Annotated in this window: 30 protein-coding genes; 15 read left to right on the top strand and 15 right to left on the bottom strand. The window is 43.3% G+C overall.

Annotated features, from left to right (window positions below):
- Positions 1 to 5 precede the first annotated feature (5 nt).
- The 5 genes from LC586_RS22070 (at position 6) to LC586_RS22050 (ending at position 5766) form a co-directional block, all read left to right on the top strand.
- Entirely contained in the window at positions 6 to 998 is a 993-nt protein-coding gene (locus tag LC586_RS22070) for a cation diffusion facilitator family transporter (RefSeq protein WP_229486825.1), read from the top strand.
- A 221-nt stretch (positions 999 to 1219) separates the two neighbouring features.
- Positions 1220 to 1432 carry a hypothetical protein gene (locus LC586_RS22065; RefSeq protein ID WP_229486824.1) on the top strand — a complete coding sequence of 71 codons (213 nt, stop codon included), beginning with the start codon at positions 1220 to 1222 and terminating at the stop codon, positions 1430 to 1432.
- A gap of 169 nt (positions 1433 to 1601) precedes the next feature.
- Positions 1602 to 3563: an alkaline phosphatase gene (locus LC586_RS22060; RefSeq protein ID WP_229486823.1), complete on the top strand. Its 1962-nt coding sequence runs from the start codon at positions 1602 to 1604 to the stop codon at positions 3561 to 3563.
- Between the two features lie 298 nt (positions 3564 to 3861).
- Positions 3862 to 4368, top strand: coding sequence for a PEP-CTERM sorting domain-containing protein (locus LC586_RS22055; RefSeq protein ID WP_229486822.1), 507 nt, complete (start codon positions 3862 to 3864; stop codon positions 4366 to 4368).
- Between the two features lie 195 nt (positions 4369 to 4563).
- Positions 4564 to 5766: an argininosuccinate synthase gene (locus tag LC586_RS22050; protein ID WP_229486821.1), complete on the top strand. Its 1203-nt coding sequence runs from the start codon at positions 4564 to 4566 to the stop codon at positions 5764 to 5766.
- 171 nt (positions 5767 to 5937) lie between these two features.
- Here the strand turns inward: LC586_RS22050 and LC586_RS22045 are convergent, their stop codons facing one another.
- Positions 5938 to 6570 carry a DedA family protein gene (locus tag LC586_RS22045; RefSeq protein WP_229486820.1) on the bottom strand — a complete coding sequence of 211 codons (633 nt, stop codon included), beginning with the start codon at positions 6568 to 6570 and terminating at the stop codon, positions 5938 to 5940.
- A gap of 487 nt (positions 6571 to 7057) precedes the next feature.
- Here LC586_RS22045 and LC586_RS22040 point away from each other — a divergent pair, with 487 nt between their 5' ends.
- Positions 7058 to 7411 carry an STAS domain-containing protein gene (locus LC586_RS22040; RefSeq protein WP_100899258.1) on the top strand — a complete coding sequence of 118 codons (354 nt, stop codon included), beginning with the start codon at positions 7058 to 7060 and terminating at the stop codon, positions 7409 to 7411.
- 1035 nt (positions 7412 to 8446) lie between these two features.
- Here the strand turns inward: LC586_RS22040 and LC586_RS22035 are convergent.
- A complete protein-coding gene (locus tag LC586_RS22035) occupies positions 8447 to 9010 on the bottom strand; it encodes an Npun_F5560 family protein (protein WP_229486819.1) in 564 nt (187 codons plus the stop codon).
- Between the two features lie 196 nt (positions 9011 to 9206).
- Positions 9207 to 9569: a 30S ribosomal protein S6 gene (gene rpsF, locus LC586_RS22030; protein ID WP_229486818.1), complete on the bottom strand. Its 363-nt coding sequence runs from the start codon at positions 9567 to 9569 to the stop codon at positions 9207 to 9209.
- Positions 9570 to 10032: 463 nt separating this feature from the next.
- On the opposite strand from rpsF, the gene LC586_RS22025 reads away from it, so the two are divergent.
- Positions 10033 to 10806: a fumarylacetoacetate hydrolase family protein gene (locus tag LC586_RS22025; RefSeq protein WP_229486817.1), complete on the top strand. Its 774-nt coding sequence runs from the start codon at positions 10033 to 10035 to the stop codon at positions 10804 to 10806.
- A gap of 11 nt (positions 10807 to 10817) precedes the next feature.
- On the opposite strand, the gene LC586_RS22020 is transcribed toward LC586_RS22025, so the two are convergent.
- A complete protein-coding gene (locus LC586_RS22020; RefSeq protein WP_229486816.1) occupies positions 10818 to 11297 on the bottom strand; it encodes a Tic20 family protein in 480 nt (159 codons plus the stop codon).
- 81 nt (positions 11298 to 11378) lie between these two features.
- Complete coding sequence (locus LC586_RS22015) at positions 11379 to 11576, bottom strand: hypothetical protein (protein WP_100899263.1); 198 nt, start codon at positions 11574 to 11576, stop codon at positions 11379 to 11381.
- A 23-nt stretch (positions 11577 to 11599) separates the two neighbouring features.
- Between LC586_RS22015 and LC586_RS22010 the strand changes: the two genes are divergently transcribed.
- From LC586_RS22010 to LC586_RS22000, 3 genes are all read left to right on the top strand, one after another.
- On the top strand, positions 11600 to 11749 hold the full coding sequence (locus tag LC586_RS22010; protein ID WP_229486815.1) for a hypothetical protein: 150 nt from the start codon (positions 11600 to 11602) through the stop codon (positions 11747 to 11749).
- 432 nt (positions 11750 to 12181) lie between these two features.
- Positions 12182 to 15268, top strand: a complete 3087-nt coding sequence (locus tag LC586_RS22005; protein ID WP_229486814.1) for a hypothetical protein — start codon at positions 12182 to 12184, stop codon at positions 15266 to 15268.
- 353 nt (positions 15269 to 15621) lie between these two features.
- Complete coding sequence (locus LC586_RS22000; protein ID WP_229486813.1) at positions 15622 to 15732, top strand: photosystem I reaction center subunit VIII; 111 nt, start codon at positions 15622 to 15624, stop codon at positions 15730 to 15732.
- A 391-nt stretch (positions 15733 to 16123) separates the two neighbouring features.
- Here the strand turns inward: LC586_RS22000 and LC586_RS21995 are convergent, their stop codons facing one another.
- The 7 genes from LC586_RS21995 to LC586_RS21965 form a co-directional block, all read right to left on the bottom strand.
- The gene (locus LC586_RS21995) at positions 16124 to 16243 is read right to left on the bottom strand and encodes a photosystem II reaction center protein J (RefSeq protein WP_012411803.1); all 120 of its coding nucleotides are present in this window, start codon (positions 16241 to 16243) and stop codon (positions 16124 to 16126) included.
- 70 nt (positions 16244 to 16313) lie between these two features.
- Positions 16314 to 16436 (bottom strand): photosystem II reaction center protein PsbL, encoded by a 123-nt coding sequence (gene psbL, locus LC586_RS21990; protein WP_094332364.1) that lies wholly within the window; start codon positions 16434 to 16436, stop codon positions 16314 to 16316.
- Between the two features lie 8 nt (positions 16437 to 16444).
- Positions 16445 to 16582: a cytochrome b559 subunit beta gene (gene psbF, locus LC586_RS21985; protein ID WP_015115279.1), complete on the bottom strand. Its 138-nt coding sequence runs from the start codon at positions 16580 to 16582 to the stop codon at positions 16445 to 16447.
- Between the two features lie 9 nt (positions 16583 to 16591).
- Positions 16592 to 16840, bottom strand: a complete 249-nt coding sequence (gene psbE, locus LC586_RS21980) for a cytochrome b559 subunit alpha (protein ID WP_162399775.1) — start codon at positions 16838 to 16840, stop codon at positions 16592 to 16594.
- 52 nt (positions 16841 to 16892) lie between these two features.
- Positions 16893 to 17042 (bottom strand): hypothetical protein, encoded by a 150-nt coding sequence (locus tag LC586_RS21975; RefSeq protein WP_229486812.1) that lies wholly within the window; start codon positions 17040 to 17042, stop codon positions 16893 to 16895.
- A gap of 28 nt (positions 17043 to 17070) precedes the next feature.
- Positions 17071 to 18093: a photosynthesis system II assembly factor Ycf48 gene (locus LC586_RS21970; RefSeq protein WP_229486811.1), complete on the bottom strand. Its 1023-nt coding sequence runs from the start codon at positions 18091 to 18093 to the stop codon at positions 17071 to 17073.
- 460 nt (positions 18094 to 18553) lie between these two features.
- Positions 18554 to 18889: a rubredoxin gene (locus LC586_RS21965; protein WP_229486810.1), complete on the bottom strand. Its 336-nt coding sequence runs from the start codon at positions 18887 to 18889 to the stop codon at positions 18554 to 18556.
- Positions 18890 to 19237: 348 nt separating this feature from the next.
- On the opposite strand from LC586_RS21965, the gene ndhC reads away from it, so the two are divergent.
- Genes ndhC through LC586_RS21950 form a run of 3 tightly spaced genes read left to right on the top strand, consistent with a single transcriptional unit; the run spans position 19238 to position 20851 of the window.
- Complete coding sequence (gene ndhC, locus LC586_RS21960; RefSeq protein ID WP_196526961.1) at positions 19238 to 19600, top strand: photosynthetic/respiratory NAD(P)H-quinone oxidoreductase subunit C; 363 nt, start codon at positions 19238 to 19240, stop codon at positions 19598 to 19600.
- Positions 19591 to 20328, top strand: coding sequence for a photosynthetic/respiratory NAD(P)H-quinone oxidoreductase subunit K (ndhK, locus tag LC586_RS21955; protein WP_109010102.1), 738 nt, complete (start codon positions 19591 to 19593; stop codon positions 20326 to 20328). The genes ndhC and ndhK overlap by 10 nt, the downstream gene beginning before the upstream one ends.
- A complete protein-coding gene (locus LC586_RS21950) occupies positions 20321 to 20851 on the top strand; it encodes an NAD(P)H-quinone oxidoreductase subunit J (protein ID WP_309143397.1) in 531 nt (176 codons plus the stop codon). The genes ndhK and LC586_RS21950 overlap by 8 nt, the downstream gene beginning before the upstream one ends.
- A gap of 123 nt (positions 20852 to 20974) precedes the next feature.
- On the opposite strand, the gene LC586_RS21945 is transcribed toward LC586_RS21950, so the two are convergent.
- Positions 20975 to 21883, bottom strand: a complete 909-nt coding sequence (locus tag LC586_RS21945; protein ID WP_229486809.1) for an RpnC/YadD family protein — start codon at positions 21881 to 21883, stop codon at positions 20975 to 20977.
- Between the two features lie 346 nt (positions 21884 to 22229).
- Between LC586_RS21945 and LC586_RS21940 the strand changes: the two genes are divergently transcribed.
- The gene (locus tag LC586_RS21940; RefSeq protein ID WP_229486808.1) at positions 22230 to 22625 is read left to right on the top strand and encodes a Pepco domain-containing protein; all 396 of its coding nucleotides are present in this window, start codon (positions 22230 to 22232) and stop codon (positions 22623 to 22625) included.
- 1 nt (position 22626) lies between these two features.
- The gene (locus LC586_RS21935; protein ID WP_229486807.1) at positions 22627 to 24588 is read left to right on the top strand and encodes an SUMF1/EgtB/PvdO family nonheme iron enzyme; all 1962 of its coding nucleotides are present in this window, start codon (positions 22627 to 22629) and stop codon (positions 24586 to 24588) included.
- A gap of 188 nt (positions 24589 to 24776) precedes the next feature.
- Here the strand turns inward: LC586_RS21935 and LC586_RS21930 are convergent, their stop codons facing one another.
- On the bottom strand, positions 24777 to 24989 hold the full coding sequence (locus tag LC586_RS21930; protein WP_229486806.1) for a DUF6887 family protein: 213 nt from the start codon (positions 24987 to 24989) through the stop codon (positions 24777 to 24779).
- A complete protein-coding gene (locus LC586_RS42725) occupies positions 24986 to 25084 on the bottom strand; it encodes a DUF6888 family protein (protein WP_438822921.1) in 99 nt (32 codons plus the stop codon). The genes LC586_RS21930 and LC586_RS42725 overlap by 4 nt, the downstream gene beginning before the upstream one ends.
- Positions 25085 to 25211: the final 127 nt, after the last annotated feature.

Below are 25211 nucleotides of genomic sequence, written 5' to 3'. Positions count from 1 at the left end.
GAGTAATGGTTTCACTTCAGTGGTGTGGATGTGCAGATGATTCTGTAAAAGTAGTTAATAATTCCCAGAAAGCAAAAGTTTTGTGGATAACAGTAGGTTTACTTGCGGTTTTTTTCGTTGCTGAGTGGAGTGTGGGTTTATGGAGTCAAAGTTTATCTTTACAGGCGGATGCAGGACACATTTTATCGGATATTACAGCCTTGGCGATATCGCTACTTGCTAGTTTTTTGGCACAGCAACCAGCTAATAAAAAAGCAACATTTGGACATCAGCGCATCGAAGTTTTAGCAGCTTTGTTTAATGGATTAGGTTTGCTGGCGATCGCTACTTTTATCATATTGGAAGCTATTCAACGCTGGCAACATCCAGCAGCAATTTTAGGCATACCAATGTTAGCAATTGCGGTATTAGGTTTAATCGTCAATCTGCTCAATATTACTTTGCTTCATCCCCACACTCACGACGACTTAAACTTGCGGGGAGCTTTGCTTCATGTCATCGCCGATACTGTTAGTTCTGTTGGCGTAATTATAGCTGCTTTAGCAGTTCATCTTTGGGATTGGTGGTGGGCAGATGTTGCTATCAGTTTACTCGTTGCAACTTTTACGGGTTTGAGTGCTTTACCTTTAGTGCAAGAAAGTTTAAAGATTTTTTTGGAGTATGCACCGGAATCAATAGACCCAGTTGAAGTGGAAATATCTCTCAAATCTTTTCCTGGTGTTATTCAAGTAGAAAAACTCCACATCTGGACAATTAGCTTAGATAAGGTAATGCTTTCTGCCAATTTGACAGTTGAATGTATAACTATCCAGGAACGCGATCGCTTACTCAATAAGTTGGAAAGCCATATACAAAAAACTTTTAATATTGCTGAAATAACTTTGCAGCTAACTAGCTGTAGAAAAGCTTTACCGTTGCCAATTCATCCTTTATTTAACCAAGACTTAGTTTTCATGTTATCTGCAAGTAAAACGCATTCAAACTTGGAACCTAGCTAAATAGATAATTTTACTAATTATTAGTAGAGATACCAAAATATTTGTGCTAATTCAACCTGCCTATATTTATTTTTTAAAGAGCATTTAAACATAATGCTTATTGGCATTTTTCACAATTATCAAAGCATAGCGATGTCTACGACGGGCTACGCCTACGCTGATTGCAACTCGGTTATTTACTAAGAGGTTTCCTGATGATGACTTTCATTCAAAAATCCAAAATGATTTCATTACTGAAACAGTACAAACGTGCTTTGGCTTGGTTTATATCTGGTCTGGTTATGACAGCTTTGTTGTTCTTGGGAACATCAAATCAACAGCCAGCAACCGCTTTTGAGCAAAGTCAAGCCACAGCCTCAACTGTGCCAGATGTGACTGCTACATACTCAGATTTTGGTGCTAGTCATCTAGAACCAAATTTTTATCAGTATTAACGGCTAGGGCGTGTTTTCAAACTACTCATTTTGCCCCATAATAAATCCCCCGATAAATTGGGGGACTTTAAGAGACTTTTTGCCCCCCTTTTTAAGGGGGGTTGGGGGGGATCTAAGACTTTGAAAACACGCCTTAACACTTGCTCAATTAACTTTAAGGCACACTGCAATGATTTCATTTTTGCAAAAGTACAAGCGATTTCTAGCCCTTACTATGGCTGGCTTGCTTTGTACCGTTCTACTGGTAGTTGGTAATTCTGTTTTTCAGCCCACTATGGCCGCTGGTAATGGAATTAACGTAATTATCATGATTGGCGATGGTATGGGTTGGAATATGGCACGGGCCGCAGCCGTTGCCAAAGGCGCTCCTTTTTACACAAGTGGTAAAGGCTCAGGTCTGAGCTTCCAAAAGCTAACTGGATATGGATTGGTGACTACTTACGGCACAACTATTCAAGGAAATACACCAGCTAATCCAACAGACCAGCCCCATCTAACAGGTAACTCTGCTCTGGATGGGTCTAATACAGTGACTGCTGCAAGTCCTCTTCGTCCCAACTTCTCATTCCAGCCTACTCCTTTTAACCCTGGCAATCGAGCTGATGGCAATAGCCTAGAGGATGGTAATCTGGCGGGTTATGACATCAGTAAGGGCGGCCCTGTTCCTTGGGTTCCTTTGACCCCTGCTAACTCTGGTACTTATGACAAAGATTACATCAAGTACAGTTATCCCGACTCTGCTAACACAGCTACAACTCTGTATACAGGAGTAAAGAGCTTTAACAACGCGATGGGGGTAGACATTTACGAGAAGAAGTTGAAAACCATCCTAGAAATTGCCAAAGAAAAAGGTAAGTCTACAGGCTTGGTCACTTCCGTACCTGTTAGCCATGCAACGCCTGGTGCTGCGGCTTCTTTCGTAAATCGTCGTAGTAAGTACGACAGTGTTTACGACCCCAGCAAGACCAACCAAGACAGCATTTTGCAACAGACATTGCTCAACTTTCAGCCCAATATTTTGTTGGGTGGCGGTCATCCCAAAGATTTTGAAAATAGAGAAAGTACAAGTACAGCAGAGGGCGTCTTTAAGTATACGTACATTACAGAAGACACTTACCAGCATCTAAAGAATAATCCTACGTCCAATCGTTACGGCTATACCTTTTTGGAACGTGGCCCTAATGCAGCTAAGACACTGCTAAAAACGGCTGCTAAAATCGACCCCAACAAGGGAGGCAAATTATTTGGTCTGTATGGTGCGCGTGGACAGAATGGCAACATTCCTGTTAGTTCTTCTAAGGGAGACTATAGTTTGACAGGTTTGGACAACTTCTCTCTCTATACCTCTGTTGTCAAGGCTGGAACGCCGGATACCTGTCCATCAGGTCAGATAATTACTGGTACTGCTGGGGATTGTGTTCCTGTCATTGATGCAGCTGGTAATCCCATCGCTCCTAATGCTCCTGCACCCGATACTGTTCGTCCTCTGGCCCCTGGTGAAACCGATGCCAGCTTTATCGCTAAAGAGATTAACGAAAATCCAACTTTGGCTGATTTAACCAAAGCAGCTTTAACCGTTTTAGGTAAAGACAAAGATGGCTTCTGGCTGATGGTTGAGGGAGGCGATATCGACTGGGCTGCTCATGACAACAACATGGATAACCTGATTGGTACCATGAATGATTTTGATAAGGCAGTCCAGCAGGTCATTACTTGGGTAGATAATCATGGTGGTTGGAGCAAGAACCTGTTACTGGTTACTGCTGACCATGACCACTATCTAACTCTAAATAATGACTTTGCCTCTAAATTGACTCCCAATCCTGACGCAAATCACGCTAAAGGCTTAAAATATAACGCCAAAGACATCACCTTTGTCAAGCACAATCCTACTGATGCTGGTCACTTCTGGGGGTCTGATCCAAATTACAAATATCTCTGGGGTAGCCATAGCCGCCGGGTTGTACCTGTTTACTACCAGGGTGCTTACGCATCAACTCTGACCCGATCGCTAGGACAAGGCTTCCAGATTACAGATAGCTCTGGAACTTATACTGTGCCTGGTGTTCGGGGCGTGGTTGACCAAAATCATATCTTCCAAGCCATGAAAACTGCGATCGCAAGTCCGTAAATTGAATACACCGCTTCACTAAGACACTAACTTAGGACTTACGCAAAAACCCTCTCAAACTCTCATTCCTCCGTGACCTCTGCGCCGCGCCAGTTGCTTCAAGTCTCTTAACCGCAAGGGCGCACTGGCTTCTCTGTGGTAGCCTGCGGCAAGCCGATGCAGCGTCTACGTTTTCCGTTACCCGTGCGTAAGTCCTATAACTGAAAAGCTTTCTGTTGCAGAGACGTGGTAACACACGTCTCTGTCTCAAAAAACTATTGCGGTATTATTGCACCTGTTCTATTATCAAGGGGAAAAAATGACTGACTCCATCTTCAAGAAGTTAGCAGCTGCAACGGTAGGAACTGCTTTGATTTTTTCGTTAAGCGAGACTATCCCTGCTCAAGCAGCAGCCGTAACTTATAATTTTTCTAACGACGATAAAACTCTCACAGGCACTTTTTCATTCGACCAAGCAGCAGCAGACGATCAAGAAGTAACGATCGCAGAAGGTTTAAAGATTTCTGCTAGCTATGGTGGCCAGTCATACACTGAAGCTGATGATCCTTTAGCATCGGTTTTAACCGACTTTTCGGGAACAATTTTTAACCAAGCAGGGTTGGGCTTGAATTTTACACCTAGCAGTTTTAATGTCTACCGTGATAATTTTATTGATCTGAATGATTCCACTGCTGCGGGTGTTCAAACCGTCACTTATACCAGTGTTCCAGAGCCAAGTTTAATGCTTGGATTGTCTGTATTCGGGTTGAGTTTGTTCTTGGCGAAAAAGACAGCATCTGCTAGCTCATCAAGCACAAAAGCTTAAACCAAATTAAGTAGGGAGGGCTATATAGCTCTATCGGCAAACTCAGATGAGAGTTAACCACAAATTAGGTTATACAGATTCTGCTGTCTGAGTTTGCTGACAATCTGCCTATAGGTTGTTGCATGAATAAAATATACATGGATTAGTTTAGATATAATAATGACTCATTGTTTGTTTTCCTAACTGGAGAAATTAATGGGTCGCGCCAAAAAGGTTGTCCTGGCATATTCTGGTGGAGTGGATACCTCTGTTTGCATCCCTTACCTCAAACAGGAGTGGGGTGTGGAAGAGGTGATTACCCTAGCAGCAGATTTAGGCCAGGGAGATGAATTAGAGCCAATCCGAGAAAAAGCTCTGAAATCGGGTGCAAGTGAATCCCTCGTGGCGGATGTCAAAGACAGCTTCGTTAAAGATTACGCCTTTGGAGCGATTCAAGCCAACGCCCTTTATGAAAATCGTTATCCTCTCGGAACTGCCCTTGCTCGTCCACTGATTGCCAAGGTATTAGTAGAAACAGCCGAAAAATATGGTGCTGATGCGATCGCTCACGGTTGCACCGGCAAAGGTAACGATCAGGTTCGCTTTGATGTCTCTGTAACCGCCTTAAACCCCAACTTAAAGATCCTCGCACCAGCCAGAGAATGGGGCATGAGTCGTGAGGAAACGATCGCTTATGGTGAAAAGTTTGGTATCCCCTCACCAGTCAAAAAATCCTCTCCCTACAGCATTGACAAGAATTTGCTTGGTCGTAGCATTGAAGCTGGTTTACTCGAAGATCCGTCATTTGAGCCACCAGAAGAAATTTATGAAATGACCAAAGCGATCGCGGACACTCCCAACGAGCCAGAGTACATCGAAATTGGCTTCCACTGTGGTATTCCGATAACCCTCAACGGTATAGCTAAAAAGCCAGTTGAACTAATTGAAGAACTCAATCAGGTGGTAGGAAATCACGGTATCGGGCGGATCGACATGATCGAAAACCGTCTGGTGGGCATCAAATCGCGGGAAATCTACGAATCACCTGCGATGTTAGTGCTAATTCAGGCACATAGAGATTTAGAAAGCTTGACTTTGACGGCAGATGTCACCCATTACAAGCGTGGGATTGAAGAGACTTACAGCCAAATCGTTTACAACGGTTTGTGGTACAGTCCACTCAAAGTTGCCCTGGATGCCTTTATTCAAAAGACACAAGAGCGAGTTTCTGGAACTGTGCGAGTGAAGTTGTTCAAGGGCAACTCTACGATAGTTGGGCGTTCGAGTGATAATTCTCTCTATACTCCCGATTTGGCAACCTACGGAGCCGAAGATCAATTTGATCACAAAGCTGCTGAAGGCTTTATTTACGTTTGGGGACTACCGACTCGCATTTGGTCGCAGAAAATTAAAAGTTAGCAGTCATTCAATTTTAGATTTTGGGCCGCACCTTTAGTGCGCTTCCAGCGCAACTTGGATTTTGGATTGAAGGAGAAATCTAAAATCCAAAATTGGCAGAGTTAGGAGTTAAAAATGCAAAATACAAAAAGTAAAAAATAACTTTTTACTTTACTTTTAACTCCTCACTCCTCACTCCTCACCACTGACTTCCTTAACCTGGCGAGACTCTAGCCACAGAGGCACAATAATTAAGGCAGCCAAGATCAGTAACGCTGCGATCGCAAATTGACCCACCCAAGCAACCAATTGCTCTAAAGAAACAATTTTGCCTGCAAAAAAAGCTAATGTCACCATCAAGCTAGCCCAAGCAACTGCTCCTAAAAAGTTGTATAAAAAGAATTTTCCAAAGGGCATTTCGGCTATACCAGCTAGTGGTGCAGCAAAAACTCGCAGCAATGCCAGAAAACGTCCAAAAAATACTGCTTTAGCAGAATTTTGACTAAATTGTTCTTTGATAGTCAGCAGCCGCACTTCAGAAATCCGAAATATGCTACCAACTTTTACCAAAAAAGGCCAGCCGCTAACCCTACCAACCCAATAGCCACAAGTGCCGCCAATTACAGCACCCATAATTGCATCACCGAGAACCAGCCAGAAATTCAGTTCATCGCTGCCAGCTAGAAACCCGCCTACTAAGGTCACGGTTTCGCCAGGAAGGGGAATGCCTAAATTTTCTAGCAAAATTCCCAAAAAAATTGCCCAATACCCGTAAGTGTGGGCGACTTCCTGGATATTTTCTAGTGAAATCAGCTCTAAAGACATCCCGCACCGCCGTCTTTACAAATTTTTACTTTTATTATATCTTTGCTTGTTCATGCACGGGGTGTCAATTAAACCGGTACATAGAGCCATTAAGTGATTACTTTAATTCTGAATAATCCATAAGTTATAGCCTATGGTAACTATTAATTTTTTACTATTAACTATCCATTTTTAGAGGTTGATACCACAAGTTCATAATTTATTACAAACAAATTAAAATATTTATAAAAAATTTATAAATATCCCGTTAAATGATGAAAATCTTGTAAAAGATACGGTTGATACCGAAATTGTTAGGCGTTTATGCCTATATTGATGAAAGTTATCACAAATTATACGGCATGAATACTGAAATAATCCCTCTCAACTGCACGACTGCACTTACCCCAATATCAGGGTAAAACAGTAATTTTACTGTTGAAAGAGAAAAGGTATTGATGTCTTTTTTCAATTTTTTTTCAAGTGTTCCAACTACCCTGTTAAATTCATGATTCTCACACAAGAACTTCAAGTTATTTTGTTTAAACCTCAAGCAAGCATAGATTTGGAAGGCGGTAAGACTTTGAGTGAACAGATGGCTAGAGTCGTGCCCCAAGCTCATCAACTCTGGGTTATCGACCTAGCAGAAGTCAATTTCATGGACAGTTCTGGGTTAGTCCCCTTAGTAAAAGGGTTGAAAGCTGCACGTCAGAGTGGTTGCCGCTTGGTTCTCTGCAACGTGCAAGCTCCTGTACGGTTAATTTTGGAACTTACTCAACTAGATTCAGTATTTGAAATTTTTCCCACTTACGAAGACATTTTTTCCACTGTTAAAGAGAACAGTCTGGTGCTAGCAGGCTAGATAATAAATCTACCTATAGATGGATGGTGGAGTCAAGCAATATTTGCATTTTTTCATATTCTCAAAGAGAACAGTCTGGTGCTAGCAGGCTGATTTTCTTTTTTTTCTAGAGAAGAATGTTGAGCGAAACTCATGGCTTTGACGTAGGTAATATCAATAAGCAGATGAATCAACCTGCTTGTTGGAAGCCATCTACCTAAAGCAGTGAAGTAAGAAATGACCAAAATCGGTCAAAACAATGCAATTAGGGAACTCCAAGAAATAAAAACAACCGCTTGAAGTTGTTGACTGTTGACTGTTGACTGTGAACAGTGGGATATTTTTTTATTTGGAAGTCCCTTATTTGTAAGACTCCCCAGCTTTTGAAAGACAGGGCTTTTCAAATTACTCTGAGCTAATTGTTCTATAACCGACGTAACTAGTGCAAAAAAGCGGAGGCAAGAAAGGTTATACTATCAGCCTTTGCGTTATTTATAGAAATATTCGGTAAGCGCAAACCTCAGTCCCTTTAGGGTTGAGATACAAGCGACACAACAGCTTGCTCAGTGACCACTCGTGCGACTTTAGTCGCTTAGATTTTTATATTTTCTAATTACTATTTGGATAGCAGAAGACTGGGAAACTCCCCAACCAGAAGCTATTTTTTCTAGCCTAAGAAAAGTAGCGGGAAAATTAGGTATATTGCTTAATCAACTCAGTAGACGATCTTTGACAGTCGTAGCGAGAGTTAGGCTATAAATCTAATTCTGTCCGCCGAATCGAGTGTGGCTTTAATTTAGCTCTAAGAGTGTCAAAACTCCATAGTTGTTATTTATTGCTTTGGTGTACTAAGCTGATATGCGTCTAAATTATATAAACATTCTTTATAATCGTTGATGGTTGACGGTTGACGGTTATCGGTCATCAGTCAACGGTCAACAGTCATCAGTCATCAGGTAAATGTACAAGTTAAATGCGTAACAGCTTAGTTGGATGTATCCAAGACACTTTGTCGCGGCAATTTTTTACCTGTTCGATTCCACTATAATAATAAATTTAGGCGTTCTGGGGAGTCGAAATGTTAGTTTCTTCGTCGGATGCTGGGCGGGGAAAATTTGGCAAATCAATGCCACTATGACTAGCATTGCGAGTTTTGAGTGCTAAACGGTAACTCACACTTTGCAGTTCTGCTTGTAGTTGGCGGTTTTCCCGTTGTAGCATTGCTACCTTTTCTCTCACTGGCGTCATCCGCTCCTCAAACTTCCGACGGTAAATTTGAGGCAACTCTTGTACTACTTGCTCCAACATCCGAGTGCGATCAGTGAGTTCTTGAACTGACTGTCGCAATTGGTAAATTTCGGAGTCACGAGTTGTAATTTGCTCTTGGTAGAACGCCACCTGCTGCTCCACAGCTTGGAGTTGTTCTTGCAAAGCCTGTAACTGGGTCAGATCGCGCTCAAGCTCCGGCTGCTGGGGCATAAAACTAGTGTTACCCTTTATCAGCCGGAAGAGTTCTTGAGATAGTTGTTGCACTAAGGAATCGCGAAGTTGCAACTCTTGGCGTAGCTGCGATACTTCCGTAGAGAGAACTTGAATATTGGGTGTATCAGATTGGCTCACAGTAGCTTCCAGCTCCCATTCAGAATCTTGTCCACTCTTAGGTATAACTGCGGGAGTACTACCTTTGGCAAGTATTTTTTAATTTAGCATTCCCAAGCAAGTCACGAAAAAAGAAAAAACAAAATTTTATTGAATGGAATTGGGCATTGAGCATGGGGCATTGGGAAAACCTTCCCTATCCCCTATTCTGTACTCTTTAGACTGTTGCTGGCGCTGTTGCTGTCACTTTAGTGGGTTTTTCTTTTTCTTCTTTAGGAGGTTTTTCCTCTTCAGCTTCCTGCTTAACTGTCAGATAGCGAATCACTTCTTCACTCAAACGCATGGCGCGTTCAAAGGGGGCGATCGCAGTTGCAGGCGCAGTGTAGTTTAACTGGATGTAGATGCCATCGCGGTGTTTTTTGATTTCATAAGCAAGACGACGCTTACCACGATTTTGAATTTGCATATCCTGGGCGCCTTGGTCACGAAGCAAATTCTGATATTTAGTAATTGCTTGCTCTACCTGTTCGTCTCCCAGGTCAGGGCGGAGAATGTACATTGTTTCGTAACTTGTAGTCATATTTTTCAGTCTCCTTATGGACAGAAATGGCTGCTGATGCTAATTTATACCTAAATTAATTCAAAATGCCAGTATTAATCAACATCTGAAGCAACAAGGAACTATAATCTTACCAGTTTTAAATTTGAATCATTAGTCAAATTGCCAAAATTTGACTTTTTTGGCTGTCCCTAATGAAAACTAGGTCGCTTCCCGGCTCCCATATTTCGTTAGCTTATTCCAAAAAAACCTCTCACTTACCCGCAAGGGGAATGATGAGACGGCAGTGAACGTAGGTAGTCTTTTTTTTGAAAAGATTGATCAAGCTATCAGCCTTGCCAATGGGTATCTTTCCCTAAAACATATATTATAGCGAGCGATCGCTTTCAGGCTCAAGGCTCAATCGGTTCGCTAACAAGCTAACTGATGATTGCTACCCGCTCACAGCAACAAAAAAGCAGATAAAAGGATATTCATCAAGGTTATGGCGCAACGCTATGTGCGAATTCAAAATCAAGAAGGACAGATTTACTATGGGTTACTACAACTATCCCTGAATGTGCAGGTGCTAGATGCTCCGCCCTGGTTACAAGGACAACCCACTGATTTAACTTTGACACCGGGAAATTACCAAATTCTGGCTCCCTGCGCTCCCTCAAAGATTGTGGCGGTGGGTAAGAATTATGCAGAACATGCAGCTGAAATGGGAACTTCAGTACCTTCTGAGCCACTAATCTTTCTCAAGCCACCCACGTCGATCATTCCATCTGAGAGGGAAATTAAGTATCCTCCCCAGTCACAAAGAGTTGACTACGAAGGAGAGTTAGCGTTAGTGATTGGCGATTACGCCTTTGAATGTACACCAGAGGTAGCCCAAACGAAAATTTGGGGCTACACCATCGCCAATGACGTAACAGCGCGGGATTTACAAAAACGCGATGGTCAATGGACGCGAGCCAAAGGTTTTGATACTTTCTGTCCCTTGGGGCCTTGGATCGTGCGGGAATTAAATCCAGGAGCGAGATTGCAAACTTTTGTGAATGACGACGGCAATCCAGTCCAATCTGCCTGTATAGATCAGATGGTGTTTTCCCCCGATGTTCTAGTTTCTTACATCAGTCAGGTGATGACGCTACTACCCGGTGATTTGGTGCTTACAGGTACGCCGGAGGGTGTAAGTCCATTGCATCCAGGCGATCGCGTCCGCGTCGAAATTGAAGGTATTGGTCGCCTGGAAAACACCGTAGCGCCCCGTTAACCCGTTAACTTCTAACGCACCTGCATATACACTGCATCGGAAATCGCCGGAATTTCCGCATAACGTCCCAGTAGAGACTGAACGGCGGAATATCCAACTGCTGCTACAACGCCTAAAAAGATGGTGTTAGCTACTGTTTCTATTGCAAAGCCAGTACCAGGAACCTGTGCTAAAACTCGCACCAGTATGGAACACAAAAATATAACTATGTCCAAAAGAATCGCCTGCATTGTGTTGAAACGAATGAAGTGATTGATTTTTTCGTTTCTCACCACTAATAGGAACAAGGCAAAGAACACAATTATTTGTCCAATTTGTCCTAAACTACCGTAAATTATTAGCACTGGTTGCAGCGGTAAAAGCAGAACTTGTAGTGCTGGAAACTGATTCAATAAAAACCTGCCAAAGACTAAACCATCAACTAGGGGCAGCAAATAAGGCAAGGAAGCAAAAATTCGATCTGAAACCGTTGTAGACCCGCGCCAAGACATTATGCGTTCTCCTGTGGTTAAATTTTAATAGTTACTTGAGCTTAGGATAACGCAATTGCTTGGTCTTGCTGGCAAATTCAACTATTCTATATAGGCGATACGAAAACCCATTACACACTCATACTGGTCTGGCTGCTGTTGAGTAAGTTTGCGAATGGCTTGACCACAACGCAGTTGACCCCCACGCCAACGGGGTTGACCGCTCCTGTCAGCGAGTAAACAAGACTGGCAAACTTGCTCAGGGGCAAGGATTTGCTCGTCCATTAAAATGACTAGCATCGAATCCCTCCTGTAAATCCTCATTGTCACCCACATTCTACTCAGGTGAGGATACGCTTTGTAGAGGTTCAAAGAAACGCTGCTTTGTAGGTTGGGCGCGTGCTGCGCGGTTAAGTGTTGTGATTTGCGATCGCGCTTCGCACCCAGAGTGGGCGATCGCACAGGACACTTAAGAGCCACATCCTAACTCTTTGTCGCAAAAATGTGGGCAATCACAATTTAATAAAATTGTCAAGTGAATCTTTATTTATTGTATGTTGTGCCTATTTATTGTAAATGAAGATTTTGGTAAAAAATAATACGAAAACATTCGCACTAAGTTGAGCATATACAGGTAAGGGTATTTATTGCAACCGTGTTAATTTAGCACTGGAGAGTGTCAAAATTAATATTCAGGAAACAACAAAAGCTTTACGCACAAGCAACACAGCGATCCATTGAAATTCCCTTGATGGGACTAGTTAAAGTGCCAGAAGTCAAGTTAGTAAAACTGAGTTAACTAGATAGCCATTTAAGGGATGCATTTACAAAATACTGGGGTAAACTTGCAAGCAAGTTAATACACTATATAATTGGGCGGCTCGTCGGTCTGGGCATCACTCACAATGGAACACTGGCAATTTCTGATACAGAAACAAGGCGATCGCTCGTGGCATATCCTAGAATCGCCAAATTTGGAAATTTTGGAAGGGGAGTATAGAATTTTGGCTCGTTCTAACCTTCCTAATACAGACGTGGAAGTGCGAGTAACTCACTCTTCAACTCAGGAAGTTCTACCAAAGCGGCGTATTTTCAAGCGATCGCGTCGCACTAATTCAGAAGGCTTAATGGCGCTAATTCCTTTTACCTACTTCGAGCCGGGAGTTTGGGACTTGCGCTGTATGGGCGATTTGATGTCGGAGCTACTCGGTAAATCTTGGCAATACAGTGTCCAACTTCAAGTATTGTGCCAGGGAGTAGAGGGGGAGCAAAGGAGGCAGGGGGAGCAGGGGGAGCAGGGGGAGAATGTAGTATCAAATTCATCCGATCACCCAGATACTGTTTCTGAAAACTTGGAATGTATAGCTCTAGAAGAACCCGAAATTACGCTAGATAAAGCGATCGCAGTCTCCGCAGAACTGGGAATTGCTACAGACGACAACCCCGTTACAATTGTTGTGCCAGATGAAGGGAACTTAAAATACACTGCCCCAGAAGAACCCGAAATTAACTTAGATACAGCGATCGCTACAGAACAGGGAATTGCTACAGACGACAACCCCGTTACTATTGTTGTGCCAGAGGAAGGGAACTTAGAATACACTGCCCCAGAAGAACCCGAAATTACGCAAGATAAAGCGATCGCTACAGAACAGGCAGTTAGCAACTTTGTTACTATTGTTGCGCCAGATGAAGGGAACTTAGAATACACTGCCCCAGAAGAACCCGAAATTAACTTAGATACAGCGATCGCTACAGAACAGGCGGTTACTACAGACAGCAACCTTAATACCACTGTTCTGCTAGATGAAACCGAAAAAGATATCGATGAGCCTGTGAGTCCTGTGTGGCTCAAAGGTGAGACGGCAGAGCAGATTTTACAAAATTTAATAGATTTAGCTTTACCCAATTCTGAAGCCCTGCTCAATGATGAAAAGGTTACAGATTCTCCAGCAATACAACCACCGCCTCCATTACTGCTAACTTTAGACCAGGATAGTTACATTGCTCGTTGGGGACAACCTCTTACAATCAATGGGCACATAGAACTCAAAGAAAAGATAAATCTAGATCAGGCTGAAATATTATTGCCCAAAAGCTTGCTAGCGCTTGAACTAGGAATTGAACTGCGATCGCCCAAAAACTCGAAAATCTTGACCCAGGTACGGCAACCCTTACCAGATCAGGAGTTGCCCTTCACTATCAATACCTCAATTGATATTCCTGCTGACTTGGAATCCAAGTTAATTTTGGCAGATATCAGTTTGTATGGTCGATTCGCCGATGTTGGTGAAGTCATCCGGTTAGCCAGCCAGTTCTTCACCATTACAGCAGATGTAACAGAATTACTGGCAATCACAGCTGCAGCAAAACTTAGTACATCCTTAAATGACCCCATAGCACCATCGGACTCGTCTGCTGTTGTCACGGAGCCAAAGGCCGCTGGGAGGATCGATTTGAAACTATTCAATCTGGTCAAGATTCCAAAAACAGACCAGTCTCAGATACTCAATCCATCCCCAAATAGACCTTTACCACCGCAAATTAACTTACAAGTTCTGCGAGAAGCCATCCTGCGGACATCTAACTTAAAGAATTCAGGCACTTCGCCTCAATTGCCGAAACTGCCTCCTATTCAAACCCATGTCAATACTCCCACAGATGTTGTTACAGAAGCCCCTACAGAAAAGGAACTTCTGGAAAAGGATGCTACTATGGCTGCCATCAACTTGGAGCAGTTGGTCATCAAGCAACGTCGAATGCCAATACTTGACACTACTTTGCCATACTTGAAACGGCTACAAGCTTTGCCAGATGATACAGAAGAAGTAAAAAACAATGCTCCAGATGCATTGGAAGTTCCAGCAGATGAGGACTTCCCGCAGTTGGACACAACTGTAGCTGATGAAAATACACTGGAATTAGTAGTAGATGATGCACAATTCCAGGAAGAATCTGTTGCTGAAGTAGAAGCCCAGCCAAATGCACAATTCCAGGAAGAATCTGTTGCTGAAGTAGAAGCCCAGCCAAATGCACAATTTCAAGAAGAATCTGTTGCTGAGGTAGAAGCCCAGCCAAATGCACAATTCATTACAACAGGTAACCTTTACTCATCTCCCCTGCTCAGAAAGTGGATGCACAGCCAAGGATACTCTTTACCTGAATCCATCGATGAACTGGAACCTGAAGACCACGATAGCTATGTTCCAGCCCAGCAGACCCAGCTTTCTCTTAGTGCTGAAACTCCCAATGTTGATGTCAACTTGCCGTTAAGCCTGGATGGTGATATAGAGACATGGGAAGAAGTTCAAGAGCAATCGGTTTTTGATCTTGGGAACTTTGCGGAAGATGCAGACACAGCAAAGGAAGCTGATCTAGAAACAGGGGAAGATCCGGTAGTAGAAAAAGTATCCGAACCAACAGTCTCAATGGTGGTAAGACAACTACCGCCCCCCCCTCCTCCGATAAAAATGAATATAGCGTCAGCTTGGTTGGCGCAAGAAATCGTTGTAGATGATACATATAGTGAACTGGAAGCCAATGGAACGAAAAATGATTCTTTTGAAGAAGAGAAGCAACCACTGTTAGGTTTATCCTCTTCCCCACCCATAACTGCCGCAGCTATTGAGCCTTTGCCAATTCCAGAACTGCATGTACCAGACGGCGAATTAATCGCTGGCAAATTTATCATAGTGCGCGTAGTACTGCCTGAAGTACCTCCCCAAGTTGTTGTCAAGTTATGGCTTGAAGATTATCAAACTCGCTGGTTACTAGAGGGGCCCCATTTACTGACAAATTTGCTACCTAACGCCTTGGGAGGATTGGAAGTGATGACGCAATTAAATATTCCCTTTGGGTGTTTGGAAATTCGCTTGGAAGCGATCGCACTTGATCTGACAACCCAACAGGAGAGTCACAAAGTCACAATAGTGCGAACTGTGATTCCTCCAGACTTGCCAAACTTGCAGCTAGATGAACTCCTGGGTATGTAAATCAGGTATGAGGGGCATTGGGCATTGATTATTAAATAATTCGTAATTCGTAATTCGTAATGGGCTTCGCCCCGCAACGCTTTCGTAAATTTTGTTTTGTAATGGGGATTTAACCCCAACACAAAACTTGTCGGTTATAGAACCGGGGGACTTAAACCCACGGAACTAGTTAAATATTCTCCCCTGCTCCCCCTGCCTCCCCTGCTCCCCCTGCCTCCCCTGCTCCCCCTGCTCCCCCCACTCCCCACTCCCCATATTGCCTGTGTTAAAAATCTTTAGAATTTCAAAAATCTTGGCAGCATTTGCAGTAAGCTCATTTTGAATTGTAGTGTTATTTAACAGGAACCTTTACTATGGCAGCTTCCTTTTTGCCTTCTATCTTAGTTCCCATCATTGGTTGGGTTTTGCCAGCTGTGACCTTCGCGTTTCTATTTTTATACATTGAAAGGGACGATATTGGCTAATCTAGTCATTAGTCATTAGTCATTAGTCAATAGTCAAGTTTTTGGACAAGCGAGTGCTATCAATCCCAATACAGTTCAGTTAGCTTGTTTACCCTGCGAAGATCCCCCCAAACCACGCCAGTTGCTCCACTTTGGAAGACTCCAAGATTGCGGTGACTCCCGATCAATTGGCAGGCTATTTTCCTCCTTTACCCCCTTTTGAAGAAGGTCGCCACAGGTGGGGGTATCTTATCCGAACCGTATTGCTATCAATTCTGTCGGATATATTTCTAGACTATTGACCAAAATTAATACCGCCTATCTCATGGAGACAGGCGGTTTTTTTAACGTTGATTTCTCAACAAATGCTAGAAAATTCTAACTTATAGTGTTCGGTTCAAACTAACTCATGTTAAATCGAAGAACCGAGTCCGGCGTAGGCACCATAAAAGAAAATGCCCAAGACTGTAATTATACCTAAACCTGCGATCGTAGCGACGACCCACAGGGGAATTCTCCCACTTCCAGACACAGCTTCTCTCCTCCCTTAACAACTAATCAACACAGGTTCAATAAACAAAGATTAACAACAGGATTTCCAGTTAGTTAAAGAAGTAACTGGAAAACAGAATCCCCAGAACGAAAACTAGTAATAGTCCCAGGTATAGCGAAGTCCGGTTTAGTTCAACCGGTTGATTATTGGGATTGGGCGATCTTTCTGCCATAATTGCTCCTAACGTTGAATAAATTGCATTGCGGCGATCGCGCCTAAAAAGAATACAGTTGGTACACCTAAAGTGTGAACTGCCAGCCATCTAACGGTAAAAATTGGATAGGTAACTGGTTGATTGATGTTATTGCCGCTAGTCATGATCTCAAACTACTTTCCAATAAATTGTTCAACTTGTTTTTTAGCTTCAAAACGGTTCTTCACAATGGGCACTTCTTGCCGCGCTGGTGTGAAATATTCGTCGGGGCGGGGTGTGCCAAAAGCATCATAAGCCAGTCCGGTGCTGACAAATAGCCAACCGGCAATAAATAATGCCGGGATGGTGATGCTGTGAATTACCCAGTAACGAACGCTAGTAATGATGTCCGAAAACGGACGTTCTCCAGTGGTACCTGACATTTAGATCCCTACCTTATACATAGAGTGTTATTGAGTTTATTATCCTACAAAGTTAAGAAAGAGTTACAAGTTGCAAAGTTCTTCTCAGAAATTGTACGTTGGGCATGGGGCATTGGGCATGGGGCATGGGGCATTCGGAATTGCTTATTTCTTCCTCATCTCCCTCATCTCCCTCATCTCCCTCATCTCCCCTACTCCCCACTCTCCACTCCCCACTCCCCCCTTTCCCACTAAGCCGCTTCTGGTGAGGAAGTTGTTTCAGGATTTGGTAGATATTTGAGCAAAACGCCGCGATCGCCAATTATAAATCCCCGTTCTGGCTCTAAGAACACAATCTTGTACAAATTAGCAGCAACTTCTTCTACTGCACGGTCTTTTTCCCAGGTTTTGCCACCGTCGGGACTCCGTAGCAAATTACCGCTACCGCCACCTATCCAAATTTCATTGGGTGTACGATATGCCAAATCCAGTAAACCCCAGCTGGTGGATAACTCTGGATATTTTGCCTCTTGCCATTCTTCAGGTTTAGTTGGGTCACTAAACTGAATTTGACCTCCCCTAGCTAGCAACCACAATTGCCCATTCTCAGCAAAACCCATGTTTTCTACCCGCCGAGAACTATTGCGGTTATGGGGTACCCAAGCATCTTGTCCTGGTTCCCAAGTCGAGTAGAAACTACCCTTGGCGGAAACGGCAACATATTTGCCATCAGGAGAACGTTCTAAGTTACGCACCACACCGACTGCTGATTCAACCCTAGCTTTCCAATTTCTACCGCCGTCTGTGGTTTTATATATGGCTCCTACATCAGTAGCCATCTCAGCTGTATTATCTGCCAGTGCCTTAATTGCGATCGGGCTACCTGGTAGCTTTTCGCTCAGGGGAATACGCGACCAAGAAGCACCTTCATCGGTAGTGTGCAGCAACAGTCCAGGCTCTCCGGCAATCCAGCCTTCTTTACCTGCAAAACTTACTGAGTCAAAGCGATATTTTTGCTCATCCAGTTGCAGTGTTATTGGTTTCCAGGTATTACCACCGTCATTGGTTTCCAATAGGGTGGCATTGCTACCTACTAAGTAGCCATGCTCAGGGTTATTAGTAAATGCAATATCCAGGAGATTCGAGTCTGTTGGCACAGAAATGACTTTCCAAGGATTGTAGCTAACAGAGGGGACTTTGCTACAACCTATACACATGAGGACTACTATCAACAAGGCAGCTATCCGTTGCCAACCTTTCACAATTGAATGCATTAGTATTTCTTAACTTGTTTCTAAATTTCTGTAGCTGTTCTCTAAAAGGTTTACTGATACTTTTTTGCTAACATTTGCTAACAAATACATAAGTTGAGCAGTTCAATCTCAACCAAGGTGTATCAATCGATGCATAAAAACAAGTTCTATGCACTCCTACTTGTTTGCTTCTAGCGTGATTCTTGCTTTGAGAAGCAACATATTTGTGATTAGTTGCTGTAACACCTCAGAGGCAACTTATCAGTATAGAGGTTGCTTGACGTTACGGATTATCACCTGAATCTCTGATATTTTATCAGAGAATACACTGTTAATCAATGTCAAAAAGTGAGCATTTCTTCGCTTAATTAAACGCTCTAGGAAATAGGTAAAATAAAATAATTGTGTGATTATAATCACACAATCAATAATGAAAATCTCTTTCCCTACTCACTAGTCGCTGTTTCTGAGATAACGGCTGTCATTGTAAGCCGTAGAGACTGATAAAAAACAAGAAGCCAAGAGCCAAAGCACCAAAAATTAGGATATTCTTTTGGGTTGGCGTTAGGTTGTTGACACCCAAACCGTAACCGAGATTTTCTTTGAAGCCGGATGCAGTACCCACAGGGCCGATGTTGGCAAAAGCGGTTTTTTTAGCACTACAAACTGGACAGCGCCAATTTCCGGGCAGTTCTGCAAAGGTTGTCCCTGAAGGAATATCATGCGTGTCGTCTCCCTTCTCAGGTTCGTAAACATAACCGCAGGCTCGACACTCGTAGCGGTCTAACACCGGAGTCTCAACAGCTGGTTCGCTCATGGCTAGGGCCTCGCAGAGGAGAAATCTGAAATATACGTTAAAAATTATGACATAATTGTTAGGCTTTTCTATCACTATCAAAAGCGAATTAAATAGTTGAAGTGTATCTGTTTCCCAGATTTCAGAAAAACCAAACAGATATAATGTAAAAGAAAGTTACGCAGTTAGGGCATTGGGCATTGGGCATTGGGCATTGGGCATTGGGCATTGGGCATTGGGCATTGGGCATTGGTTAAAAATCTAGTTATTCTCCCCCTGCTTCCCCTGCTCCCCCTGCTCCCCCTGCTCCCTCATCTCCCCACTCCCCACTCCCTACTTTAAATACTCCATAAGCGGTAGATACTCATTGTGTTTGTCCTCAGCGGTTACGAGTACCTTCTAGGCTTCTTCATCATCTGTAGCCTAGTACCTGCCTTAGCGCTCTCAGCTTCCAAGCTCCTACGACCCAGTGGTTACAGTCCAGAACGGCACACCACCTATGAATCTGGCATGGAACCCATTGGGGGAGCCTGGATTCAGTTCAACATCCGCTACTACATGTTTGCTTTGGTCTTCGTCGTCTTTGATGTGGAGACTGTGTTCTTGTATCCTTGGGCGGTAGCTTTCCACCGTTTGGGGCTATTGGCATTTATTGAAGCACTAGTCTTTATTGCAATTCTTGTAGTCGCCTTAGTTTACGCATGGCGTAAAGGAGCTTTGGAATGGTCTTGAATTCTAACTTAACAACCCAGGGCAAAGAACGAATCATCAACCCCATTGAGCGGACTACAATCACTCAAGACCTTTCAGAAAACGTCATTTTGACTACGGTTGATGATCTCTACGACTGGGCGCGGCTTTCTAGTCTGTGGCCGTTGTTGTTTGGTACTGCTTGCTGCTTTATTGAGTTTGCAGCTTTAATTGGCTCCCGATTTGACTTTGACCGTTTTGGACTAATTCCCCGTTCTAGCCCCCGCCAAGCCGATTTAATTATTACGGCAGGGACTATTACGATGAAGATGGCTCCCCAACTGGTGCGTCTTTACGAACAAATGCCAGAGCCAAAGTATGTAATTGCGATGGGTGCTTGCACAATTACTGGCGGGATGTTCAGCGTTGATTCCCCCACAGCAGTACGCGGAGTCGATAAACTGATTCCTGTGGATGTGTATTTGCCTGGTTGTCCTCCCCGTCCAGAAGCAATTATCGACGCAATCATTAAGCTGCGAAAGAAAATCTCTAATGAATCGATGCAAGAGCGGGATAAAATTAAGCAAACCCACCGCTACTACAGCACGACTCATAATTTGAAACCAGTAGAGGAAATCTTAACTGGTAAGTATTTGCAGTCAGCAACTCGCTCTGCACCACCGAAGGAATTGACAGAAGCGATCGGTATGCCAATACCACCTGCACTGCTGACAGAAAAGGCGCAAAAGGAGGAACAAACCCGTGGCTGAAGAAGAATCTAAACCAGTACCAGCAGCCAAAGAAGAGTCATTGGTACAAGCGGGTAAAATTTCCCAGTGGTTGACGGAAAATGGCTTTGACCATGAGTTTTTAGCACCAGACAAGAATGGTGTAGAGATAATTAAGGTGGCGGCAGATTTCTTGCTTCCTACTGCTACAGCCCTTTATGCCTACGGGTTTAATTATCTCCAGTTCCAAGGTGGCGTTGACCTTGGGCCAGGACAGGAATTGGTGAGTGTGTATCACTTGATTAAAGTGGGTGATAATAGCGATCGCCCCGAAGAAGTTCGAGTTAAGGTGTTCTTACCACGGGAAAACCCCGTAGTGCCTTCTCTGTACTGGATTTGGAAGACCGCAGATTGGCAAGAGCGCGAGTCTTACGATATGTTTGGCATTATCTACGAAGGACACCCAAATCTCAAGCGGCTTTTGATGCCGGAAGATTGGGTGGGTTGGCCTTTGCGGAAGGATTACATCTCGCCTGATTTCTACGAGTTGCAAGACGCTTATTAGAGATTGCTGAATCGAGACGCGATGAATCGAGACGCGATGAATCGCGTCTGTACAAGATAGTGCTGAGTTTCGGCAGTGATTAACCCCTTTCCGGTGGCGGAGAGGGGTTATGTTTTTGGTGTTTCATGTCAAGTTAGTTGACATAACTTGCTGTAATTCATTGACTGTATTTACAGTTTTAATTGCCTGTTGAATTGCTTTTAATTTCTGCAAATCCGTGATTTCAGAGATTATCGCCATCAATTCTGAACCTTGATTGCCAAACTTAATTTCTAATGCTAATTCAATCCCTGAATATAACTCTTCCTTTCTTCCTCGCAGTTCTCCACGTGCTTCTCCGCGTGCTTCTCCGCGTGCTTCTCCGCGTGCTTCTCCTTCGCGTAAAATTTCTTGATACCAAGGCGATTCATGTAATACAGCCATATCCCACCTCATAATTTCTTGAACGAGCGTACTCTCTAAAACAAACGTAGCAAAAAAAGCCAAGACTGTTTCTAGTTGGTTTAGTTGTTCATCAGCACGAAGAATTTGTAATGCTTCTCTAATAGTAGATTCATTTTCACCACCTTTGAGAATGGGTACAAACGGCAGTAAGGATGGTAAAGGTTGTTGAAAAGCAATCTCGACATCAACTTCCCACAGGTTAATGACACGGTAATCTTGAATAGCACGTAAACCAGCTATATTTAATGCATAACTTGTAGGTATTTCAGCATCACTTGCCTTGAGGATATTAATTAGTACTGGATACGTTGGCAAATTATATTTTTCTTCTGCAAGTGCTGCATAAGCACGCATCCTGCGCGGCATTTCTGGTTTATAGCGGAGTTGTAATTCGTTAAGAACGAGAAATTTTCCATGCTGAGGACTTTCGACACGGATTAAAACATCACTTTCTCGACTTATCCACTGAAATTCTGAGTTGAGAATTTCGCCAGCAACAATATCAGGAATCTGCGTTACCCATTTTACCCAGTTATCAGGTGCAAGGCTGATTAAGCGTTTGGTGCTGACATCGGCGGGTTTGATCATGGGGTTGTAAACGCACTGAAAGTTATCAAATAATTGTACTTAAGACTGGATTACAGATATTTAGATTTTTTATTTGACTACTTTATGGAAAGCGATCGCATCCAATCTGAGATAATTTGAGTGCGATGTCTACGACGGTCACTGAGCTAAGTCGAAGTGCGGGCTTTGCCTACGCAATTCCTGACTAGAGAAAACTTTTTAATGCAGAGGGGCGCAAAGGAAAGCGCAGAGGTTCGCAAAGGAGATGTCTAAGATGCTCTGTGAGATTTTCTAGTAATCGGAATCGCTATCTCTACTGTTGTATGTATAATTTATAGGAAAATTTCATGTAAATATTTAAAGTAATATGTCAGAAACACCCCAAGATGACGGCATTTGGATTGTGACGGATGAAGTGCCGCAAATATCGATTCCTGATGGTGCTAAAGGCGGGAGTACTAATACACGCGGTTGGGGAGAGGAAACTATCAGGGAAAGCACTGGTAGCAAAGGGGTAGGAGATGCCGTTAAGGTTAGCGCTCAAACATTAGAGCAAAATATGACTCACTTTCTCAAACTCGTGGGAAGTTTGTTTAGTCAAGCCCAACAGCAAGCAAAAGTCAACTCCAAGATGCAGCTAGATGAAATTGAGCTATCGGTGGAAATTAGTGGGGAAGGAGAAGTTAAATTAATTGGTAATGGTGCCAAAGCTGGTAGCAAAGGAGCTATTAAGCTGAAGTTCAAGCGCCAAGAATCACAGTGAGATGGCAAAAAATTGGGCGATCGCGATCGGAATTAACCAGTATGATTATCTGCAACCGCTAAACTTTGCCAAGCGGGATGCACTATTAATGCAAGAGTTTCTGAGCAATGAAGCCGGATTTGAGCCGATTTTCTTCTTCTCCGATGACTCCCCTGAACTTGCTGGAAAATCGACTCGCCCAACTCGCACTAACTTACTGCGAGTCTTGCGACAGTTATTTGACAATCCCTTTATGGGAGCAGGGGATAATTTCTGGTTTTTCTTCAGTGGTCATGGGATAAGATACGCTGACCGTGATTATCTCATGCCCTGTGATGGCGATCCAGAGGATATTGAAAATACGGCAATTGCGATTAACTTTGTGAGTGAACGCCTGCGTCGCTGCGGTGCTGATAATATTGTCTTGATTCTGGATGCTTGTCGCAATGAAGGTAAAAAAACAGGTGAAGGAATTGGGCGACAAACCGCAGAAGAAGCACGTCAACAAGGAGTTATCAGCATTTTTTCTTGTATTCCCCAGGAGTATTCTTATGAAATTAATGCTTTACAACAAGGTGCTTTTACCAGGGCATTACTAGAAGGGTTAGGAATTCAAGGTAAATGCGCTACTGTTGAACGCTTGGAGCAATATCTCAAGTTTCGTGTGCCTGAACTGGTTCACCAGTATAAGAATACAAGGCAAACGCCTTATGTGATTGCTGAACCTGTTAATAAATCCCACCTAATACTAGTGCCACGATACGCAACTCTAGCAGATATCGCCACGTTAAAAAATGATGCTTATCGCGCTCAGAGTAAGAGAGACTTTGATTTAGCAAAACAACTCTGGATTAGGGTACTAGCTGCTGCATCAGGTCAAGATATGGAAGCTATAGAAGCCTTGGAAGAAATTGCTCGGTTGCGAAATAGTTCTGCAATTCCTGATTTACCTCAGCAAACAATTCCACAAGCATCTAAGTCAGTCACAAATACTAATACTCAGGCTTCTAGTGCGGAACAATTTACAACATCTACAATTTCAACACCTTCAACACCATCAAAAAACCCAATCTTACCTAACTGGTCACGACGACGTGTAATTCAAACTGCTGGGTTTGCAGTTGCTGGGTTGGGTTTGACAATTGCAGTACCACGTTTTTGGCCATCTAGCCTAAAAAGCTTTCAATTTGAAGTTGTCACGGTGGATGCACGGGGAAATATCACCAACCGTAGCAATAGTGAGGCAAAACACTTTGTTGAAGATTTAGAGAATGGTGTCACCCTGGAAATGGTACAGATACCAGGGGGAACCTTTATGATGGGTTCACCCGAAGAAGAAGCAGAGAGATATCAAAATGAAAGTCCACAGCATCAGGTAAAAGTGCCTGGGTTCTTCATGGGTAAATATGAAATCACCCAGGCGCAGTATCAAGCAATTATGGGTAATAATCCTTCCTACTTCAAAGCAAAGAAACGACCTGTAGAACAGGTGAGTTGGGATGATGCAGTAGAATTTTGTAAAAAATTGAGCCAAAGGACAGGAAAAACCTATCGGCTACCCAGTGAAGCCGAATGGGAATATGCTTGTCGTGCTGGAACCAAGACCCCATTTTATTTTGGTGAAACGATTACCACAGATTTAGTTAACTACAACGGTGACTATCCTTACGCCTCTGCACCAAAGGGCGAATATCGTCAACAAACAACAGATGTAGGAAAATTTCCGCCTAACTCTTTCGGTTTATACGATATGTATGGTAATGTATGGGAATGGTGTCTAGATGTATATAATGACAATTACCAGGGTGCGCCAGAAGATGGTAGTGCGTGGCTAACTGGTAAAGATAATAACATAAAGGTGCTGCGTGGCGGTAGTTGGGACTACGTTGCCAGGGATTGCCGTTCTGCCAATCGTTTCTACTACGCGCGCGCCTATCGTGACGACGTTGTTGGTTTTCGCGTGGTGGCGGTGGCTGTGGCGTGAGTACTCCCCAAAGTCAGAGTTGATAAGTGGGAATTTATCGAGCGTACATCAGGGAGTCCAGACCTGAACCAGCGAGGAAGGCGACAACCTCCGAATATAAAACCGAGTCGGATAGCTTGGTAGGTTGCAAAACCGAACAGTTGTTCGATTCAATTAATTTTGCGACATTTAAAAGAAACTTCTAAAATCTAGCTCATTTTTAATTGTTCTAATTTTTGTTTAATCAAAATTTCAACTTCTTCAATCTCAGCATTCGATTTTGGGATGTCAAAAGTCTCTGGAGACGCTTCAGATGTAAAGCGGTCAACAAAAGCACGAAACGCTGCTTTGTTGTCGGGGTGAGCAATGACGAAGGCTCTTAACTCGGTTTTGCTCATGCTGCTAAATTCTGGCTCAATCACAAGAACCTCCAAAGACCATTGCGATAGATTTCTACCTCTATGTTATCTCCTGCCAAAATAAACACATTACCTGTTTGTTCATCAAGGCGGACAATTTGACACTCCCTGGCGTGAACGCGCAGGGATTCTTTAATCTACGAGTCAACTTGCTGCTTCTGGATTGCTCCAGTCAGAGTAGAGGTCGATTCTCCTAAAGCGTTGCTTGCCTCTAGGGCAAAAGTT

Source organism: Nostoc favosum CHAB5714 (genome assembly GCF_020829495.1).
In the GTDB taxonomy this organism is placed as follows: Bacteria; Cyanobacteriota; Cyanobacteriia; order Cyanobacteriales; family Nostocaceae; genus Nostoc; species Nostoc favosum.
Note: the sequence above shows the minus strand (reverse complement) of the source record. Positions and strands in the feature narration are given on the sequence as shown.